This is a genomic window from Streptomyces sp. NPDC101118 (assembly GCF_044759445.1).
Classification (GTDB): domain Bacteria; phylum Actinomycetota; class Actinomycetes; order Streptomycetales; family Streptomycetaceae; genus Streptomyces.
The window spans coordinates 22,636-40,983 of the sequence record NZ_JBIVZG010000015.1 but is presented as its reverse complement, the minus strand read 5'-3'; the positions used below and the strand labels follow the sequence as shown (position 1 = coordinate 40,983).

General features: G+C 75.5%; 13 protein-coding genes and 2 pseudogenes. 10 read left to right on the top strand and 5 right to left on the bottom strand.

The features are described from left to right. Positions 1–112 precede the first annotated feature (112 nt). From ACIQUQ_RS23285 to ACIQUQ_RS23265, 5 genes are all read right to left on the bottom strand, one after another. Entirely contained in the window at positions 113–2,299 is a 2,187-nt protein-coding gene (locus tag ACIQUQ_RS23285; protein ID WP_403978905.1) for a B12-binding domain-containing radical SAM protein, read from the bottom strand. Next, a complete protein-coding gene (locus tag ACIQUQ_RS23280) occupies positions 2,296–3,687 on the bottom strand; it encodes an MFS transporter (protein WP_403978903.1) in 1,392 nt (463 codons plus the stop codon). Before ACIQUQ_RS23280 ends, ACIQUQ_RS23285 begins: the two co-directional genes overlap by 4 nt. A 71-nt stretch (positions 3,688–3,758) precedes the next feature. Continuing rightward, on the bottom strand, positions 3,759–4,358 hold the full coding sequence (locus tag ACIQUQ_RS23275) for a flavoprotein (protein ID WP_403978900.1): 600 nt from the start codon (positions 4,356–4,358) through the stop codon (positions 3,759–3,761). Further along, positions 4,355–5,719: a radical SAM protein gene (locus tag ACIQUQ_RS23270; protein WP_403978898.1), complete on the bottom strand. Its 1,365-nt coding sequence runs from the start codon at positions 5,717–5,719 to the stop codon at positions 4,355–4,357. Before ACIQUQ_RS23270 ends, ACIQUQ_RS23275 begins: the two co-directional genes overlap by 4 nt. A 103-nt stretch (positions 5,720–5,822) precedes the next feature. Then, positions 5,823–6,020 carry an aroma-sacti cluster domain-containing protein gene (locus ACIQUQ_RS23265; protein WP_399941445.1) on the bottom strand — a complete coding sequence of 66 codons (198 nt, stop codon included), beginning with the start codon at positions 6,018–6,020 and terminating at the stop codon, positions 5,823–5,825. 263 nt (positions 6,021–6,283) lie between these two features. Here ACIQUQ_RS23265 and ACIQUQ_RS23260 point away from each other — a divergent pair. From ACIQUQ_RS23260 to ACIQUQ_RS23215, 10 genes and pseudogenes are all read left to right on the top strand, one after another. Then, a pseudogene (locus tag ACIQUQ_RS23260) lies at positions 6,284–6,511 on the top strand (response regulator transcription factor); the annotation flags it as partial. A 6-nt stretch (positions 6,512–6,517) separates the two neighbouring features. Beyond that, positions 6,518–6,895 carry an aroma-sacti cluster domain-containing protein gene (locus ACIQUQ_RS23255; protein ID WP_403979226.1) on the top strand — a complete coding sequence of 126 codons (378 nt, stop codon included), beginning with the start codon at positions 6,518–6,520 and terminating at the stop codon, positions 6,893–6,895. Beyond that, positions 6,892–6,969 (top strand): annotated as a pseudogene (locus ACIQUQ_RS23250) (zinc-ribbon domain-containing protein); the annotation flags it as partial. The gene ACIQUQ_RS23255 and the pseudogene ACIQUQ_RS23250, both read left to right, overlap by 4 nt. 21 nt (positions 6,970–6,990) lie before the next feature. After that, complete coding sequence (locus ACIQUQ_RS23245; protein WP_403979223.1) at positions 6,991–10,725, top strand: AAA family ATPase; 3,735 nt, start codon at positions 6,991–6,993, stop codon at positions 10,723–10,725. Beyond that, positions 10,722–11,600, top strand: coding sequence for a S8 family serine peptidase (locus tag ACIQUQ_RS23240; RefSeq protein ID WP_403978895.1), 879 nt, complete (start codon positions 10,722–10,724; stop codon positions 11,598–11,600). Before ACIQUQ_RS23245 ends, ACIQUQ_RS23240 begins: the two co-directional genes overlap by 4 nt. Continuing rightward, entirely contained in the window at positions 11,584–12,138 is a 555-nt protein-coding gene (locus tag ACIQUQ_RS23235; protein ID WP_403978893.1) for a GAF domain-containing protein, read from the top strand. The genes ACIQUQ_RS23240 and ACIQUQ_RS23235 overlap by 17 nt, the downstream gene beginning before the upstream one ends. After that, entirely contained in the window at positions 12,131–13,294 is a 1,164-nt protein-coding gene (locus ACIQUQ_RS23230) for a hypothetical protein (RefSeq protein WP_403978891.1), read from the top strand. Before ACIQUQ_RS23235 ends, ACIQUQ_RS23230 begins: the two co-directional genes overlap by 8 nt. Before the next feature lie 129 nt (positions 13,295–13,423). After that, on the top strand, positions 13,424–13,864 hold the full coding sequence (locus tag ACIQUQ_RS23225) for an Lrp/AsnC family transcriptional regulator (RefSeq protein ID WP_403978888.1): 441 nt from the start codon (positions 13,424–13,426) through the stop codon (positions 13,862–13,864). An 84-nt stretch (positions 13,865–13,948) separates the two neighbouring features. Further along, positions 13,949–16,960: an aminotransferase gene (locus ACIQUQ_RS23220; protein ID WP_403978885.1), complete on the top strand. Its 3,012-nt coding sequence runs from the start codon at positions 13,949–13,951 to the stop codon at positions 16,958–16,960. A 200-nt stretch (positions 16,961–17,160) separates the two neighbouring features. Further along, a partial coding sequence (locus ACIQUQ_RS23215; protein ID WP_403978882.1) for a C40 family peptidase occupies positions 17,161–18,348 on the top strand: 1,188 nt, incomplete at its 3' end.

Here is an 18,348-nt window from a genome sequence, read left to right as displayed (position 1 = left end):
CGTGGCCCCCCGGATGCCCGGCCCGCCGTGATGCCGGGCCCGGGCCCGGAGCGAGGCCCGGCCCGGCGCGACACCGGGCACGGGCGCCGGCCGGCGGCGGTCCCGTCCCCGGTCAGGTGCGGGCCTGCGTCGACAGCATCAGGCGGAGGGCGCGGGTCAGGGGAGTGTCCTCGGTGAAGTCCACGCCCGCCGGCACCTCGACCAGCTCGCCGTGCGCCAGGACCAGCACGCCGCAGGAGCCCGGGCGGGCGGCGCCGGGGCCGGCCAGCCAGTCGCCGTACGCTCCGGACGTCGTGTCCAGGTGCTCCCGGCTCCGGCGTCCCACCTCCGCCATCAGGTCGCCGACCCCCGTCAGCGCCTCCACCGAGGCGAACGGCACGGTCAGCACCGGCTCCCCGACCAGCCGGACCCGGGGTTCCTCCTCCCGGCGCCGCCCCTCCGCCGGCGGTTCCGGCAGCAGGCCCCGGCCGTACCGGGCGTAGTAGAGCAGGCTGTGGGCCGAGTCGATGCCCCCGACGAACGGCCGGTCGAAAGTCGCCTTGCGGGTGCTCGCGACGTACTCGCGCGGGATCCGCGGGTCCTCCGGCTCGGGCCAGTGCACCTCCCCGGACGCCCGGTCCCGCCACGGCACGTACCGGCGGATGTCGTCGGAGGCCGACGGCGGCAGCAGGTCGATGCCGAAGCGGCCGGGGTCCTTCGCGACGATGGAGCCGGGCGTCAGGGAGAAGACCCCGATGCCCGCCGTCGTCCAGAGCTTGTCGTGGTGCTGGAGGAACTCGTACGTCGCCAGCGCCTCCGCCTCCGTCTCGGTGGGGAAACCGGTGAACCCCATCATCTGCGCCGCGATGCCGTTGCGGGCCAGCTCCGCCAGCACGTCCGGCACCAGGTCGATCCGCACCCCCTTGTCGATGAGGTCGAGCACCCGCTGCGTGCCCGACTCGTAGCCGAAGGAGACCGCGACGCAGCCGGAGGCGGCGAGCAGTTCGCCGACCGCGCGCTCGGGGAAGGTGCGCTCCAGCCGCAGTTCCGCCGCCCACCGCAGGCCGAGGGAGGAGTCGGCGAGGGCCGCGGCGAGGGTGCGCAGGTAGCGGGGGGACATCGCGTCGACGGCGAAGTACAGCGTCCTGCCGTACCGCCTGGCCTCGCGCAGGTCCGCCAGCACCGCCGGGACGGGCCGCTCCCGCGAGGGGGAGGTGGGCCGGTCGGTGTTCAGGCCGTAGTCGCAGAAGGTGCACTTGTTCCAGTAGCAGCCGCGGGTGGGGCTGTAGAGGACCACCGGCTCAGGCGACCAGTACCGCTCCCAGTCCCACACGTCGTACGCGGGACCGGCGAGCCCCGCCACGCTGCCGTACGCGATCTCCGGGTCCGGCCGGGTCCGCGTCATCACCCCGCCCACGCCGTCGAAGCCGGTGCCGCCCCGGACCGCACCGTCCGCCAGCGCGTCCAGGATGCCGACGAGCGCCGACTCGCCCTCGCCGGGCACGATCAGGTCGGCGTCCCGGAAGACCCGCCACGGCGCCCCGGCGTCCGGCGCGTACTTGACCACGTCGCCGACCTCGGTACCGCCGAAGACGATCACCGTGTCCGGCAGCACCGTGCGGATCAGCCGGGCCATCCGCAGGGCGACGGGCAGCTGGCTGGTGTAGTTCACCGACAGGCCGACCAGCGCCCAGGGCCTTTCGCGCAGCCGCGGCACGAACACGTCGGCGAAGTAGCCCTCGAAGGGGCGGGCGACGGCCGCCGCCACCGCCGGGTCGGCCAGGTCCGCCGTACTGCACAGGTTGACGGTGGACTTGGCGCGCATCGAGAACCTGTCGGGTGCCCCCGGCGGCATCTCCAGCGCCAGCAGCTCCCACCACCGGCTCATCACCGCAACCGCCTGGGCGTAGGTCGGCGGGTGGTAGAAGAGTTCGGGGTCCCGGAAGACGCCGATCGCGTCCCGGGCCGCTGTGTCGGTCAGGCCCTCCGCGGCCAGCGTCTGCCGGTAGCGGATCTCGTCGTCCCGGCGCGGCGCGGCCGACCGGGCCCCGATCTCGGCGCGGGTCCGGCGGGCGGCCGCGAGCGCCGCGCCGAAGCGGGCCGGGTCGGCCAGGTACTCGAAGGCGTCGAGGTTGGCGTCCACGCACCCGTACGCCCCGTGCCCGGCCTCGCGCGCGGCGCCCACCAGGTACGGGATGGAGTGGTACGGGGTGGTGGGATCGGTGACGGGAGGGTTCACCAGCAGGTACGGGACCTCGGCGGCCGCCCGCTCCCGTCCCCGCGCGGCCCCCGGCACGCCCAACGGAACGAACACGCTCATCGCTGCGACTCCTGACTGCTCTCGTGCCGTGGACGGGGGGAGCTGCCGGCCGGCACCACGGCCGGGGCCGTGCCGCCCGCCGGTGCCCGGGCCGTGTACTCGGTGCCCGAGCGGTGCGTGCGGAACGCCTTCTGCGTGAGCGCGCACAGGACGGCCAGCGCGATGGCCGCGCCCGCCACCGGGAAGAACGGCGCCGCCCCGAGGTGCCGGACGCCGAAGCCGGCCACGGCGACGGAGATGGGGAACGTGCCCATCACGGCCAGCATCACCAGGCTCATCACCCGGCCGATCAGCGCCGGCGGGGTCCACACCTGGAGCATCGTGACGACGACGATGTTCTGCCAGCCACTGGCCACCGCGTACACGCACACGCACACCGCGGCGCCGGCCAGGCCGCCCGCGTACGGGACGGCCGCCAGGGCCACGCCCATCACCACGGCCAGCACGGCGAACAGGTAGGCGGGCGACTCCACCGGCCGGCTGCGGGCCGCCACCACGGAGCCGGCCAGCCCGCCCAGGCTCAGGCAGGTGAGGAGCACGCCGTAGCCGGTGGCGCCCATGCCCTGGTGGGCCAGTTCCGGCAGGGCGACCTCGATGGTGCCGTTGAAGGCCAGGTTGCAGACCAGGGCGACGACCAGGATGACGTGCAACAGCCTTCCGTGGCGCAGCAGTTCGCCGAACGACGGCCCCCGGGTCGCGCTCCCGCCGGGCGTGCCGTCCTGGCCGGCGGCCTCCCCGTCGGCCGCCTCCGATGCCTCCGACGGCTCGGCAGCCGCGTCCGCGCGGGTACGGATCCGGGCCAGCACCACCGCCGACACCGCGAAGGACGTGGCGTCGACCGCGAGGGCCGGGCCGGCGCCGAAGGCGGCGACCAGGGCGCCGCCGGCCGTCGGTCCGAGGAGGCCGCCGACCTGGTTGACCATGGTGGACAGGGCGTTGCCCCGGCCGAGGTCCTCCTTGGCCAGCAGGGCGGGCAGCAGGGTGTACGAGGCGGGGATGAAGATGCCCGAACTCGCGCCCAGCACCACCGCGATGGGCGCCAGCTGGGCGAGCGTGGGCGTCCCGGTGGCCGCCACCACCGCCAGGATGCCGACGGCCACGGCCCGCACCACGTCGGCCGCCAGCATCACCGGCCGGCCGCCGAACCGGTCGGCGATCACACCGCCCAGCGGGATGGTGACGACGCGGGGGATGCCGTAGCAGGCCAGGACCGTGCCCAGCAGCACCGGGCCGCCGTCGCCGGACAGGATCAGCCACGGCAGGGCGACGGCGTAGCAGTAGTCGCCCACCGTGGACGAGAGCTGTCCGGCCAGCAGCAGCCGGAAGCCGCGCGCCGCCATCGGCCCGCTCGCGAGTGCCGTTCGGAACCTCTGCCCGGCTGCCGCCACGTCTCCTCCTTCTCCGTCTGGTGCTGGGGAATCCGCCCGGTCCGGGCAGCGGGCGCGGTCGCGCCGGACCGTCACACCCGGGGCGGGACGACCGGCAGGCGCAGGAACTCGCCGACCACCGCCGCCACCGTGGCGGGCGGCGGCAGGCCGAGGTTCTTGCGCACGTCCCGGGTCGAGATCTGCCAGGCCTCCGCCGGTACCGGGTCCACCACGGCGTGGCCGTCCGCCCGCAGCCGGTCCACGTTGCGGCGCACGGGAGGCCGCTCCCACATCCGGCTGTTCATGCTCGGGAAGAACAGCACCGGGTCCGGGTGGGCCAGCAGGGCCGAACTGAGCAGTCCGGAGGCGAGTCCGTACGCCGCCTGGCCGAGCATGTTGGCCGTGGCCGGTAGCACGACGAACCGCTCTGCCCAGTCCGCCAGGGCGACATGACCGACCGTCAGTTCGTCCTCGCCGTCGCAGTACACCTCCCCGGCGAGCAGCCGCAGGGTGGCGGGCGGCACGATCGCGGCCGCGGACCGCGTCATGACCGTCCGGATCTCCACGGCCGGGCCGAGGCCGGTGCGCAGCGCCATCAGGTACTGCGGCAGCGCCAGTACGTTCCCCGAGCCGCAGACCCCGAGGAGGAGCCGGCGGGACGGGGCGTCCCCGCCGGCGGCCCCGGCCGTCACCGGACCCCGGCGGGCTCACCGGCCGCGGGGCTCAGGCCGCACTGCGCCGCGACCAGGTCCAGCCGCTCCTGGAAGTTGAACTTGTAGCCGGGGCACGGGGGATGGCCCTCCTGCCAGGCCTTGGGGCAGGACCCGCCGCAGGTCGGCATGAAGACGCAGTCCCGGCACCAGGTCGTGCCCCGGCCGATCTCGTCGTTCCAGTCGTCGAAGGGTCCCCGCGGCCGCACGGGTTCGGGGCCCGCGCGGTCGATGTGCGTCAGGGCGAGGGTCCGCTCGGCGTCGGGCACGAGCGGGTACTCGCTGCACGAGAAGATGTTGCCCGTGCTGCTGATGATCTCCGCGGAGACGGTCGTCGCGGGGCACACCACCTTCTTCGCGGTGCTCGGCAGCAGCCGCGAGGCCAGCCCGTGCCGCAGCAGCAGCCGGAACCAGTCCACCTCGCGGGCGGCGAAGGCCTGCTTGGACACCTCGATCGCCGACACGTCGTTGCCCCACGAGTGCACGGGAACGATCGAGAACGAGACATTCGGACGGGCGAAACCGAGTTCCGCCATCAGCTCGATATAGCGCGGAACGGAGTCCTGGTTGTGCGCGTCCACATTCGTGCGGAACGTGAAATGGGCGGACTGTAATTCAGGAGTGTCGACGACGGAACGAACGGTGCGCACGATTTTCCAGAAAGAACCGCGCCCGCTCTTCAGCGGCCGGTGCGCGTCGTGTATTTCCGGCGGCCCGTCGACCGTGATCTCGAAATGGTCGACGCCGCACGACCGGATCAGCGTGTCCGCCTTCGCCGGCGTGAGCAGCGAGCCGTTCGTGACGATCACGGACGAGTACGCCGCGCCCCGCTCGGCCGCGGCCGCCACGAACCGGGGCGCCAGGTCGCGGATCACCGCGTACCCCATCATCGGCTCGGCCCCGAACCAGTCGATGCGGACGCTGCGCGTCTCCGGCGCGTTCACGGCGCGCAGCACCCGGTCGCGGACCCGGCTGCGGTGGGTGTGCGTCAGGCCGCCGCGGGTGTGCTCCTGTCCGCAGTAGGCGCAGCCCATGTTGCAGTAGGAGGTCGGCAGCAGGGCGAGGTGGACCGCCGAGCGGTCCGCGGAGGCCCGCCGGTTGCGGTCCAGTACGGCGGACAGCTCGTCCTCCCCGTCCGGTACGAGCACCTCGGCTGCGCGCAGCGCGGACGCCCAGGCGGGCGTGAGCGCGGCGGGGTTCCCGGCCTCCAGGGCGCGGGCCGTGGCGAGGTCGACGGCCATGGCGCCGGCGGTGCGGGTGCTGTACGCCAGGCGGACGCGGACGCCCGAGGCGTCGGCGTACGTACGCTCGCTCAGCACCAGGTATCTGCTGACCCGTTCCATCCCAACCTTCCCGCTGTGTGTCCGGGCAGACGGCGGCCGGCGCGCTGCCGCGTCCGGTCCGGCGGCCGGGGCCGCCGGACCGGACGCGAACGCCGGGCCCGGATCAGCAGACGACGTTCGTGTTGGAGTCGGCCCGCTGGCCCTCGACGGCGGCCGACACGGCGCTCAGCCGCGCCTGGATCGAGCCCAGGACGGCGACCTCGTCGGGGCTCAGGGCGGCGAAGACCTCACGCTCGGACTCGGACAGCAGGTCGACCGGGGTACCGGCGCGGCGCAGCGCTTCCAGGGGCTCGTGGGACATGCGTCACTCCTTCGAAGAGGGGATCACCGGTTGGTGCACCCCAGAAGGCTGCTCCGGCACCCGCCGGGTTCCTATCCCTCAATCGACTATGGATCCGGGGCCGGGCCGGGCGTCCGGGGGTGCGATCGGCCGGTCCTGATCGCTCCGCGCGGGGGGAGGGTGGAAACCGGCCACGCGAAAGGTGTCAAAAGGGGCAGAGTGGGGCTGCCGGTGACCGAAAACTTTCCTCGCGATTTCTTGGATATCGCCTTCTTGTCCGGAACATGACCCACGGCTACTCTGGCTGCGTGGGTGACGAATTCCGCATGCAGGTCCACGCTTCGAACGCCGCATTAGCGGCAAGGGATTTGACCGGACGCGAGATACGGATCGCCTCTCTCGTGGCGGCCGGATCGTCCAACCGGCACATCGCCAAAGATCTCTGCATCAGCCCGCACACCGTGGCTGCGCATTTGTGCAACATGCTCCGGAGGACGGGTGCGTCGAACCGCACGGAAATGATTGCGCGACTGTACGCCCAGGGCGTTCTCGTCCAGGGGACCTGGCCGCCGCTGCCGGCGGAGGAACGGGAGCCGCAGCCGGCCCCCGGGTCCCTCGGCGTCCTCACCGGGGCGGCAGCCGCGGACCGCTCGATCGGACCGGTCGGCGTCACGTTCGACTGGCCGCACTACGGGAACGAGGTGCCGGTAGCCATGACCTTCGATGCCCTGAACGCGCTGCGCGAGGCCGGACATCCGGTGGACCTGCTGGCCGTGGAACAGCGGTCGGTGCTCTCCGAGCTCAGCGAGGCGGAGGTCCAGGTCCTCAACAAGGTCAAGGGGCGCCTGGAGGCCGTGGCCGCGGACGTGGAGGGTCAGGACCTCAAGCTCCTGTGAACGGCGGGACACGGTGCGGCAGTTGCCGCACCCCGGTGCCGCCAGGGGCCCGGTTCTGCCCGGAGTGCGGTACGCCGCTCGGCGGGGCGGCGCCGGTGGCCGACAGCCGCAGAATCGTCACTGCGGTCTTCATCGACCTGGTCGGCTCCACCGTGCTCGCCGAGACGCTCGACCCCGAGGCCCTGCGGCGCACCATGGACCGCTACTACACGGCGTGCACCACGGCCGTCACCGAACGCGGGGGCGTGGTCGAGAAGTTCATCGGCGACGCCGTGATGGCCGTGTTCGGGGCGTTCGTCAGCCACGAGGACGACGCCCTGCACGCGGTCCAGGCGGCGTACGCGGTACGCGAGGCCGTGGCCGGCCTGGCCGGCGGCGCGGCGCGGCTGGACATCCACTGCGGGATCGCCTCCGGCGAGGCCGTGGTGGCCGGGGCGCTCGGCGGCGCCGCCCGCGTGGTGGGCGACGTCGTGCACACCGCCGCCCGGCTCCAGTCCCATGCGCAGGCGCACGAGATACTCATCGGCGACGAGACCGCCCGGCTGGTGGGCAACGGGGTCCGCCTGGAGTCCGTCGCGCCGCTCAGCCTGAAGGGCAAGCGGGACCCCGTAACCGCGTGGCGGGTGCTGGGGCTGCTCGACGGCACGAGCCAGCAGGACCTGGTGCCGCTGGTCGGCCGCGACGCCGAACTCGGGGTGCTGCGGGCGGATTTCCGCGCCGTGCGGCGCGAGCGGCACAGCCGCCTCGTCAACGTCACCGGCCCCGCGGGCATCGGCAAGTCCCGCCTGGTCCGGGAGTTCCTGACGGCGGGCCCCGGCCCGCTCGCGGCCGGCCCCGGCCCCCCTGCCGACCCCCGTGCCGACCCGGATCCCGGCCCGCGTCCCGCGGACGCCGTGGAGACCGTGGTGCTGCGGGGCACCTGCCAGCCGTACGGCGCCGGGCTCGCGTACCGGCCGCTGGCCGAGGCGGTCCGGTCCCTGCCCGGAGGCTGGGAGCAGGCCGCCGCCGCACTGGCCGCCCTCCGGCCGAGCGCCGACCGCGCCGTCGCCGCCCTCGCCGTCGCCCTGGGCGTCCGCACCGAGAACGGCCTTCCGGTGAGCGTCGACGAGATCGGCTGGGCCTTCCGGCGCCTGCTGGAGGCCCTGGGCCGGCGCGCCCCGACGGTCCTGGTGCTGGAGGACTGCCAGTGGGCGGGGCCCACCCTCCTCGACACGATCGCCGAACTGGCCGACGGCGTGCGGGACACCGAGCTGCTGATCGTCTGCGCCACCCGCGGGGAGCCGGGCCCGGCCGGGTCCGGGGCGGATGCGGCCCGGGGGGCCTCCCCCGCGGAGCCGGCCCGGTCGGTCGGCGCCGTGGCCGCGGGCCCGGCGGGCTCCGGCACGGGCGTGGACCTGAACGGATCCCCAGCCGGCGCCGGCCCGGCGGGCGGGGTGGTGGGCGATGGCCCGGCGGCTTCTCGTACGGGCGTGGATCCTGACGGACCGCGCGCTGGCGAGGGCCCGGCGGGGTCCCGTAGGGACGCGGTCCCGGACGGTTCGCGCGCGGGCGTGGGCATGGAGGGCAGCGTGGCGGGCGAGGGCCCGGCGGGGTCCCGTACGGACGCGGTCCCGGATGGATCGCGCGGGGGCGTGGGCTTGGAGGGCAGGGGGGCGGGCGAGGACCAGGCGGGGTCCCGTACGGGCGAGGACCCGAGCGGAACCCTCACCGGCGCGGGCCCGGCGGCCTCCAGCACGGAGGTGGGCCCGGCGGGCTCCCGCACGGGCGCCGGCCCGGACGGATCCCGCACCGGCGCGGACCCGGCGGCCTCCCGCAGGGGCGCGTACCGGGTGGGCGCCCACGCCGACGCGGACCCGGCAGCGGGCCGCGCGGGCGTGGAGACGACGGGCTCCGGCCCCGCCCCGTCGCCGGCCGGCACCCCGGACCGGCCCCCCTCCCCGGTGCCGCCCGCCGCAGGCCCCCGCACGCTGCGGCTCGAACCCCTGCGCCGGGCCGACACCGAACGGCTCGTCGGCCTCCTCGCGGACCGGACCGAGGTCGCCGCCCAGGACGGGGCCTGTACGGACGAGGCCCTGGCCCGGGTCGTCCGCGAGTGCGACGGCAACCCGCTCTTCGCCGAACTCCTCCTGGAGAACCTGGCCGGCCACCGCCCCGTCGCCCGGGGCGTCCCCACCACGATCCGGGTGCTGCTGACCGCCTGGCTGGACCGGCTGCCGGCCACCGACCGCGCCGTACTGGAACGCGCGGCCGGCGTGGGCGGGGCGTTCACCGCCGAGGACGTACGCGCCCTCGCCGCCGACGCGCCCGCGCTGACCGGCGAGGCCGTGGACGACGCCCTCGCCCGCCTCCTCACCTCCCGCGTCGTCCACCCCTACGGGCCGCCCGGCGCCTACCGGTTCACCCGCATGCTCGCCCGCGACACGCTGTACGAGATGACCTCCAAGGCCCGGCGCGCCGCCTGGCACACCGTCCTCGCGGACCGGCTGGAGGCCCCGCCGCCCGGCGCGCCCGCCCCCGGCCCGGACGCGGAGGGCGACCTCGCCCACCACCTGGAGTCCGCCTGCCGGCTGCTCTCCGAGGCGGACCCGGGCGACCCCCGGCTGCCCGCCCTGACCGGCCGGGCGGCGCGCGCCCTGGTGGCCACCGGCTACCGGGCCCTGCACCGCCGCGACCTGCCCGCCGCCGTCTCGCTCATGGAGCGCGGCCGCGCGCTGACGCCGGACGGGGACCCCCAGCACCGGATCCTCGCCGTCCGCATCACCGACGCGTACGCCTCGCTGGCCCGGTGGGACAGCGCCCGCGAAGCCGTCGCAGAGGCCGAGCGCAGGAGCGTACGGGACGTCCCGACCCGGGACACCTGTGCCGTGCTGCGGCAGCTCGTCGCCCTCCGCTCGGGCGGCCCGGCCGACGCGCACCCCCCGGGCCCGGCCCCGGCGCCGGACGACGACCTGAGCTGGTGCCGGCTCCACCAGCTGTCCTCCCTGCGCAGCTTCGCCGAGGGCCGGATCGGCGCCGCGGAATCCGCCATGCGCGACGCGCTCGCGCGGGCCCGCGGGCTGGGCGACGCGTACGAGGAGAACCGCATCCTCGTGTCGATCTGCGAGCTGACCCAGTGGTCGCCCACCCCCCTCACCCGGGCCGTCGCCCTCTGCGAGGAGCTGGCCCGGCGGTTCGACGGCGACCGCGGCCTGCTCGTGCCCATCCTGCTGACCCGGGCCCGGCACCTCGCCCTGTCGGGCCGGGTGGAGCGGGCCCGCGCGGACGTGGCCCTGGCCCGCCGGCACTCCGCCGACCTGGGACTCACCCTCGGCGGCATCGCGGCCGACCAGACCGCCGGACTGGTCGAGTCGCTGGCCGGTGCGCACCCGGAGGCCGCGGGCCACTACGACGCCGCGGCGGCCGGGCTCGGCGCCCTGGGCCAGACCACCACGGCGGGCACGCTGCGCCTGTACGCGGCCCGGGAGCGGTTCCGCGCCGGCGAGGGCGCCGATGCCGCCGTCCTCGCGGAGCCGGACGGCGGCCGGCCGCCGGAGACCCGCGCCCAGGCGGTCCGCCTCGCGCTGCTGGCCCGCGTCCGGGCCGCGGCCGGGGACGCCGGCGGGGCGGTCGGGGCCGTGGACCGGGCGCTGGCCACCCTGGACCGCACCGACGACCCCTGCCTGACCGGCGACGTGTGGTTCGAGGCCGCCCGGGCCCTGGACGACGCCGGGCACCCCGTACGCGCACGGGCGGCGGCCGCCCGGGCGCTGGCCGTACTGACCGAGAAGGAGGCCGTCCTGCCCGCCGGGACGGTGCGCGCCTGGCTGGCCGAGCGAGAGGAGCACCGATGACCGACCCGCCGTGGAGACGGACGGCGAAGGCCTACACCCCCGGGGTGCCGGCCTGGGGCGCGATGACCAGGGCGGGCACGCTGGAGGAGTTCGCGGCCGTGCCGATGGACGCGGTGTCGCCGGACTGGGCCTGGGGCGGCGCGGACGGCTCCGGCGTCCGGGTCTGCGTCGTCGACAGCGGCATCGAGGGCGGCCACCCGCTGGTCGGCGCGGTGGACCACGCGGTGACCGCCGTCGAGGACGCGGACGGCGGGGTGGACATGGCGGAATGCGACCCCACGGACCACGCCGGGCACGGCACGGCCTGCGCCGGGGTGATCCGCTCGCTGGCCCCCGGCGTCTCCCTCACCTCCGTCCAGGTGCTCACCGACGGGAAGACGGGCAGCGGCCCGGCCCTGATCGCCGGACTGTCCTGGGCCATCGACCAGAACTTCGACGTGATCAACCTGAGCCTGGCGACGACCCGGCCCGCCCTCACGGCGCAGCTGCACGAACTGGTCGACCGCGCCTACTTCCGCCGCTGCACGCTCGTCGTCTCCGCGCACAACCGGCCCGTGCCCAGCTACCCGTGGTCGTTCTCCTCCGTGATCTCCGTCGCGAGCCACGACGAGGACGACCCGATGACCTACTACTACAACCCCTCGCCGCCCGTGGAGTTCCACGCCCGCGGGCTGCGCGTCCCCGTGGCCTGGCCCGGCGGCGGCACCATCCGGTCGACCGGCAACAGCTTCGCCGCTCCGCACATCTCGGGGCTGTGCGCGCTGATCCTCGGCAAGCACCCCTGGCTCACCCCGTTCCAGCTCAAGACGGTCCTGTTCCTCTGCGCCGGGAACATGGCCGGTCGACTTGGAGGTGCGCATGACACTGCCCGCTGACGCCGAGACGCCCACGGAGCGCCGCCTGCTCCAGTCCATCGTCGAGGTCGCGCGCCACGCCTTCGGCGCGGCCGCCTCCTCCATCTTCCTCGTCGATCCCGAGGCCGGTGACCTGGTCTTCGAGGCCGTGGCGGGCGAGGGCGACGACCACCTCATCGGCTCGCGCTTCCCCGCGGGCACCGGCATCGCCGGGTGGGTGGCCGCCTCGGGGCAGTCGATGCTCGTCGACGACCTCCGCGACTCCAAGCACTTCTCCGGCGAGGCGGCCGAGTCCACCGGCTACGTGCCCAACAGCATCATGGCCGCGCCCCTGTTCAGCGACGACGCGTGCATCGGGGTACTGGAGGTGCTCGACCGCGGGGCCGGCGGGGCGCGCGAGATGGCCGACGTGGAGCTGCTCGACCTGCTCGCGGACCAGGCCGCCATCGGCCTGGAGCTGCTGACCAGGCTGCGCGCCACCGGGCCCAGCCAGCGCTCCGACAAGGCGCTGCGGCTGCTGGAGATGGCGGAGTCGCTGCTGGCGAGATCCCATGGCTGAGCACTGCGTCCTGCTGCTCAGCAGACGCGGCGACCGCGAGGCCGGCGAGGTGACCGCCCTGCTGCGCAGGATCGGCGTACCGGTCCACCGCCTCGACGCGGACGGCCTGGCCGGCGTCGGGGCGGTGGTCGGACCCGACGGGGAGCTGACGCTCGGCGGCCGGCGCCTGGCCCCCACCGTCACCTGGCTGCGGCACTTCTCCCTGCGGTCGGCGCCGGCCGGCGGTCCGGGTTCCGCGGGCGGGGTGCCGGGCGGCCGCTCGGGGGCCGGTCCGGGCGGGGCGAAGGGCGGTGGTCCGGGCGGGATGGGCGGTGGTCCGGGCGGCGGTCCGGGCGGGGCGCAGGGCGCCGGTCCGGGCGGGGCGCCGGTCCCCGGTCCCGGCGGTGGCGCGGCCGCCGGGCGGATGGCCTACCGCGACGCGTGGACCGCGCTCGCCCGGCAGATCGCCCTCGCCTCCCCGGCCGCCATCGGCGCCACCGACCCCGGCCAGCTGACCCAGCGGGCCCGGGCCCGCGCCCTCGGCCTGCGCACCCCGCGGAGCCTGGTCACCACCGACCCGTCGGCCGCCGCCGCCCTGCTCCCGGCCCCGCGGTACGTACTGAAGGTCCTCGACCGGCACGTCGTGGAGCCCGAGCCCGGCCGGCTCGCCTGGTACCTGCCCCGGGTGCTGGACCGCGGGTCCCTCGCCGCCGGCCTGCCCGGGCTGCCGCCCGGCACGCCCCTCGTGCTCCAGGAGTACGTCGCGCACGACACCGAGCTGCGGGTGTACCTCGCCGGGCAGGAGCTGCACGCCTTCGAGGTCGCCAAGGACGACCCGCGGGACATCTGGGACCGCCCCGACGCCGTCGGCGTGCGGCACGTACCGGCCCCGCCCGCCGTGGCCGCGGCCGCCCGCGCGCTGGCCGACTCCTGGGGCCTGGTCTACGGCGCCTTCGACTTCCTCTCCGACCGCGGCGAACCGGTGTTCCTGGAGGTGAACGCACACGGCGACTGGCACTGGTTCGAACGCAAGGCCGGCGTGGACGCCGTCACCCGGGCCGCCGTGCGCGCCGTACGGGACCTGCACCGGAACGCGCTGGGCCGCGCCCGGCCCCGGCCCGTCGACCTGCTCTCCTTCCTCGGTGCGGGAGCCCCCGCCGGCCCGCCCCCGGCCTGACCTGCCAGAGCCCCCGGGTGCGGATTCGGCGTACCCCACGCTCGAATCGAGCGTCGAAGCCTCCTCTTGCCACCGAATCGATCGCGTGTTTCGATGGTCCGGCAGTCCTGCACCAGAGGAGGTGGCACCGTGGACGACACCGACCGCGCGATCCTGCGGGAACTCCAGACCGACGGGCGGATCCCGTACGCCGAGCTGGGCCCCAAGGTGGGCCTCTCGCCCTCCGCGGCCCGGCAGCGGCTCCAGCGGCTGATCGACACCAAGGTCGTGCAGGTCGTCGGCGTCACCGACCCCATGGCCAGGGGACGGCAGGCCATGGCGCTGCTCGGGGTCCGCGTCGACGGCGACCCCCGCGCCGTCGCGGACGAGCTGGCGCGGCACGACGAGATCGTCTACACCGTGCTGACCGCCGGGACCTACGACCTCTTCGCCGAGCTCGTGTGCCGCCGCCCGCAGGACGTACTGGACTTCGTCAACGACGTCGTACGCCCCGTCGAGGGCGTCGCGCAGGTGGACAGCTTCCCGTACTTCGGGATCCACACCCACCGCTTCCTCTGGGACGTTGACTGACGGCACCCGTCACGCCGGCCGCCCCCGGCCCCCGTCACCCGCTCCGAGCCCGTGTCCCGCCCCGCGACAGTCCAGGAATCCGGCATGACGCACGCCCCGTCCACCTCCCCGGACGCCCCGTCCACCCCCACCGTCGACTTCTTCGCCCACGAGGCCCTGCCCGCACCCCGGGTGACGGCCGGTCAGGCGCAGCGCGCCGCCGCGGACCGCTTCGGCGTGAACGCCCGTGCCGAGCCCCTGGGCAGCCAGCAGGACGCCAACTTCCTGCTCCGCCACGCCGACGGCACCCCCCTCGCCGTCCTCAAGGCCGCCAACGCCGCCTTCGGAGCCGCCGAACTCGACGCCCAGGACACCGCCGCCGACCTGATCGCCGCCACCCGCGCCGACCTGCGGGTCGCCACCGTCCTGCGCGACGGCCACGGACACCGGCGGACCACCACCCTCGACACCCCCGACGGCCCGGTCACCGCCCGGCTGCTCCGCCACCTGCCCGGCGGCACCCTCTCGGGCCGCCGCCACCTCTCCCCGCCCACCGTCGCGGCCATGGGCCGGGTCGCCGGCCGGGTCGGCACCGCCCTGCGCGCCTTCCGGCACCCGGGCCTGGACCGCGTCCTCCAGTGGGACCCGCAGCACGCCGACCGGGTCGTCGCCCTGCTCGCACCCCACGTCCCGGACCCGCAGCAGCGCCGGGCCGTCGAGGAGGCCACCCGGGAGGCCTGGGCCGACGTACAGGAGCTGGCCGGCCGGCTCCCGCGGCAGGCCGTCCACCTCGACCTCACGGACGACAACCTCGTCCGCGCCCCCGGGCACCCCGTACCCCTCCCGGACGGCATCATCGACTTCGGCGACCTCACCACCAGCTGGGCCGTCGCCGAACTGGCCGTCACCCTCTCCTCGCTGCTCCACCACGACGGCATGGAGCCCCACCACGTCCTGCCCGCCGTCCGCGCCTTCCACGAGGTCCGCCCGCTGTCCGCCGAGGAGGCCGCCGCCCTGTGGCCCCTCGTCGTCCTGCGCGCCGCCGTCCTCGTCGTGAGCGGCCGGCAGCAGGCCGCCGTCGACCCCGGCAACGCCTACGCGCTGGCCGCCCTCGACCGTGAGTGGCGCATCTTCGAGCAGGCCACCGCCCTGCCGTCGGCCGTGATGACGGGACTGGTCAAGGCCGCCCTCGGTCTGGCGGACACCCCGCCCCCCGCCCCGGCCGGCCCCCTCGTCGAGCACCCCGGCGCACCGGGCACCGTCCTGCTCGACCTCTCCCCGGAGGCCGACGGCATGGACCACGGCACCTGGCAGGAGGAGGGCGCCGAGGACCGGCTCGCCGCCGCCCTGCTCGCCGCCGGCGCCCCCGCCGTGGCCACCGCGTACGGACGGCCCCGGCTCAGCCGCACCCCGGTGCTCGCCGCGGTGTCGCCCGCCACCGTGCCGACCGGCACCGACCTCTGGCTCGCCGGCCCTGCCGTACTCCGGGCCCCCTGCGGCGCCGAGACGCTCCGCGCCGTGCCCGGCCGCCTCGAACTCGCCTGCGGGGACCACGTGCTGAGGCTCGTGCTGCCCGGCACGGTCCGGCCCGCGCCCGCCCCGGGATCGCAGGTGCGCGCCGGGGACCTCCTCGCGGACCTCCCCGCCGGTGCGCGGCTCCACCTGAGCCTGACCCGGACCGGCGCCCCCGAGGCCCCGGCCCTGGTCCGGCCCGAGTACGCGGCCGGCTGGCTCGCCCTCACCGCCGACCCGGCACCCCTCCTGGGCCTGACCGGCCCCGACGCGGACGGCGGCCCGGACCCGCTCGCCGCGGGCGCGGACGGCGGCCGGGACCTGCTCGCCCGGCGCGGCGCGGCCTTCGCCGAGGTCCAGGAGCACTACTACGACGCGCCGCCGCGCATCGAACGCGGCTGGCGGCACCACCTGCTGTCCACCGACGGCCGCGCCTACCTCGACATGGTCAACAACGTCACCCCGCTCGGCCACGCCCACCCCGGCGTCGAACGGGCCGTCACCCGCCAGCTCCGCCGGCTCAACACCAACTCCCGCTTCCACTACGCCTCCGTGGTGGAGTTCTCGGAACGGCTCGCCGGGCTGCTGCCCGACCCCCTCGACACCGTGTTCCTCGTCAACTCCGGTTCCGAGGCCGTGGACCTCGCCCTGCGGCTGGCCACCGGAGCCGCCGGCCGGCCCGACGTCGTCGCGCTGCGCGAGGCCTACCACGGGTGGACCTACGCCTCCGACGCCGTCTCCACCTCCCTCCAGGACAACCCCAACGCCCTGGACAGCCGCCCCGACTGGGTGCACACCGTGGACTCGCCCAACCCGTACCGCGGCCGCCACCGCGGCGCCGCCTCGGCCGCGTACGCCCCCGAGGCGGTCCGCGTCGTCGACGGACTGGCCGCCGCGGGCCGGGCGCCCGCCGCCTTCCTCAGCGAGACCTACTACGGCAACGCGGGCGGCGTCGCCCTCCCCGACGGCTACCTCGCCCAGGTGTACGCCGCCGTGCGCCGGCACGGCGGACTGGCCGTCGCCGACGAGATCCAGGTCGGCTACGGGCGCCTGGGCCACTGGTTCTGGGGCTTCGAGCAGCAGGGCGTCGTGCCGGACGTGGTGTGCGTGGCCAAGGCCATGGGCAACGGCCACCCCCTCGGCGCCGTGATCACCTCGAAGGCCGTCGCCGCCCGCTACCGCGACCAGGGCTACTTCTTCTCCTCCACCGGCGGCAGCCCCGTCTCCAGCGTCGCCGGACTCACCGTCCTCGACGCCCTGCGCGACGAGGACCTCCAGGGCAACGCGGTACGGACCGGGGCCCGTCTAAAGGACGGGATGCGCGCCCTCGCGGGCCGTCACCCCGCCATCGGCGCCGTCCACGGCTCCGGCCTCTACCTCGGGCTGGAACTCGTCCGCGACCGCGACACCCTGGAGCCCGCCACCGAGGAGACCGCCGAGCTGTGCGACCGCATGCTCGAACTCGGCGTCGTCGTCCAGCCCACCGGCGACCACCTCAACATCCTCAAGATCAAGCCGCCGTTGTGCATCGACGCGCCCGCGGCGGACTTCTTCCTGGACACCCTCGACCGCGCCCTCGCCGAACTCGGGCACCGGGGGCACTGAGGCCGGGGACCGACCCCGGGGGCCGGCGCCGGGGACCGGCTCCGGGCGTACCCCCGGCACGTGGGGAACACGGACAACTCACCTTCGGGGAATAGGGGTTGGCACTCTTGCGCGGGGTGCGGGGCCGCTGCCAGGGTCTGCGGCAGCGGTCGACCCCCCACCCGTGCCCGCCGTTCGCGGCGTACCCCACCGGAGCATCCGTGTCCCCGAGAACTACGCGCGTCAACCCGCTGCCCGCCTGGGTTTCCGTACTCCTGCGGATGGCCGCGCTCGCGGCCGCCGTGGCCTCGCTCGTGCTCTTCGCGCCCGGCGCCCCGCCCGCCCAGGCCGCCCCCGCCTGCGGCGTGCTCAGCGGCGGCGCCGCCCCCGAGGCGGTCCGCGCCGTCAACTCCACCTGCGCCCAGATCGGCACCCCGTACTCCTGGGGCGGCGGCCACGGCGCCCAGCCCGGCCCCTCGTACGGCATCTGCGACCCGGCCAACGGCGCCCCCAACGACTGCAACGTCAAGGGCCTCGACTGCTCCGGCCTGGTCCGGTACGCCTACTACCTCGCGGTCGGCACCGACGTCATCAACGGCACCACCCGCACCCAGTGGCCCACCTCCCGTGCCGTGGCCCGCTACTACCGCGCCGACGGCACCGCGCCCCTGCTCCCCGGTGACCTGGTGTTCTTCGGCGGATCGCCGTCCACCATCCACCACGTCGCGGTCTACCTCGGCCAGGGCTGGATCGCCGAAGCCCCGTACTCCGGCGGGTACGTCCGCGTGGCCGCGCTGTCCGCGCACTCCGACTACTACGGCGCGATCCGCCTCTACGGCCAGGGCGGCGGCACCCCCAACCCGCCCCAGACGCCCGGCACCTACTGGGTGGACACCTTCGCCAACGCCCCCGTCTACGGCTCCCCGACCAGCACGACCGGCACGGGCACGCTGTACCAGGGGACGAACTACGTGTTCTGCAAGGCGTGGGGCCGTGAGGTGTCGAGCGGTGGTTCGTACAACCACTGGTGGCTGAAGACGGATCCGGACGTGGGTCCGGCGGGCCAGTGGGTGTCGGCGTACTACCTCTCGCGGTGGGGGAACGACGTGGCCAAGGACAACAACGGCACCGTGATCCCGGACTGTGCCGGCGGCACCCCGCCACCGGGCGGCGGCACCACCAGGTTCTGGGTGGACACGTTCGCCAACGCCTCCGTCTACGGCTCCCCGACCAGCACGACCGGCACGGGCACGCTGTACCAGGGGACGAACTACGTGTTCTGCAAGGCGTGGGGCCGTGAGGTGGCCAGTGGCGGTTCGTACAACCACTGGTGGCTGAAGACGGATCCGGACGTGGGTCCGGCGGGCCAGTGGGTGTCGGCGTACTACCTCTCGCGGTGGGGGAACGAC

Bases quoted from the DNA above. Each gene is read 5' to 3' on its own strand.
- ACIQUQ_RS23285 (WP_403978905.1), bottom strand. From the start codon at position 2,299: ATGAGCGTGTTCGTTCCGTTGGGCGTGCCGGGGGCCGCGCGGGGACGG.
- ACIQUQ_RS23270 (WP_403978898.1), bottom strand. From the start codon at position 5,719: ATGGAACGGGTCAGCAGATACCTGGTGCTGAGCGAGCGTACGTACGCC.
- ACIQUQ_RS23265 (WP_399941445.1), bottom strand. From the start codon at position 6,020: ATGTCCCACGAGCCCCTGGAAGCGCTGCGCCGCGCCGGTACCCCGGTC.
- ACIQUQ_RS23255 (WP_403979226.1), top strand. From the start codon at position 6,518: ATGATTGCGCGACTGTACGCCCAGGGCGTTCTCGTCCAGGGGACCTGG.
- ACIQUQ_RS23240 (WP_403978895.1), top strand. From the start codon at position 10,722: ATGACCGACCCGCCGTGGAGACGGACGGCGAAGGCCTACACCCCCGGG.
- ACIQUQ_RS23235 (WP_403978893.1), top strand. From the start codon at position 11,584: ATGACACTGCCCGCTGACGCCGAGACGCCCACGGAGCGCCGCCTGCTC.
- ACIQUQ_RS23230 (WP_403978891.1), top strand. From the start codon at position 12,131: ATGGCTGAGCACTGCGTCCTGCTGCTCAGCAGACGCGGCGACCGCGAG.
- ACIQUQ_RS23220 (WP_403978885.1), top strand. From the start codon at position 13,949: ATGACGCACGCCCCGTCCACCTCCCCGGACGCCCCGTCCACCCCCACC.